This is a genomic window from Candidatus Skiveiella danica (genome assembly GCF_022705245.1).
Taxonomy (GTDB): domain Bacteria; phylum Pseudomonadota; class Gammaproteobacteria; order Burkholderiales; family Burkholderiaceae_C; genus Skiveiella; species Skiveiella danica.
On record NZ_JAKJEW010000160.1, the window covers coordinates 1 to 575 of the forward strand.

Sequence of the window (575 nt, forward strand, 5' to 3'; positions counted from 1 at the left end):
TTCGAAGACGCGCGCATGAAGTTTGATGTGCGCTACTACCTCATTGCCATTCTCTTCATCTTGTTCGATCTGGAAACCGCCTTCCTGTTCCCTTGGGCGGTTGCGCTCAAGGAGCTGGGTTTGTTTGGTTTTCTCGTGGGTCTTGAGTTCGTGGTCATCCTGACCATTGGCTTTGCGTACATGTGGAAAAAGGGTGCCCTGGATTGGGAGTGACACGATGATTGAAGGCGTTCTCAAAGAGGGGTTCATCACCACGAGTTACGACTCGGTGGTGAACTGGGCGAAGACGGGGTCGATCTGGCCCATGACCTTCGGCCTGGCATGCTGCGCGGTCGAAATGATGCACGTGACCGCAGCGCGTTATGACATCAGCCGGTTTGGTGCGGAGGTGTTTCGCCCCAGTCCGCGCCAGTCTGACCTGATCATTGTTGCGGGCACGCTTTGCAACAAGATGGCACCGGCCTTTCGCAAGGTTTACGACCAGATGAGCGAGCCGCGCTGGGTGCTTTCGATGGGCTCATGCGCCAACGGCGGGGGCTATTACCACTACAGTTATTCGGTGGTGCGAGGGTGTG

General features: G+C 56.5%; 2 protein-coding genes. Both read left to right on the forward strand.

What is annotated here, in order from left to right:
• The coding region (gene ndhC, locus ACMUOY_RS20705) for an NADH-quinone oxidoreductase subunit A (protein WP_413894590.1) at nt 1–213 on the forward strand (213 nt) is incomplete at its 5' end.
• Between the two features lie 4 nt (nt 214–217).
• Nucleotides 218–575, forward strand: a 358-nt coding sequence (nuoB, locus tag ACMUOY_RS20710) for an NADH-quinone oxidoreductase subunit NuoB (protein WP_413894591.1), incomplete at its 3' end; no start/stop codon positions are given.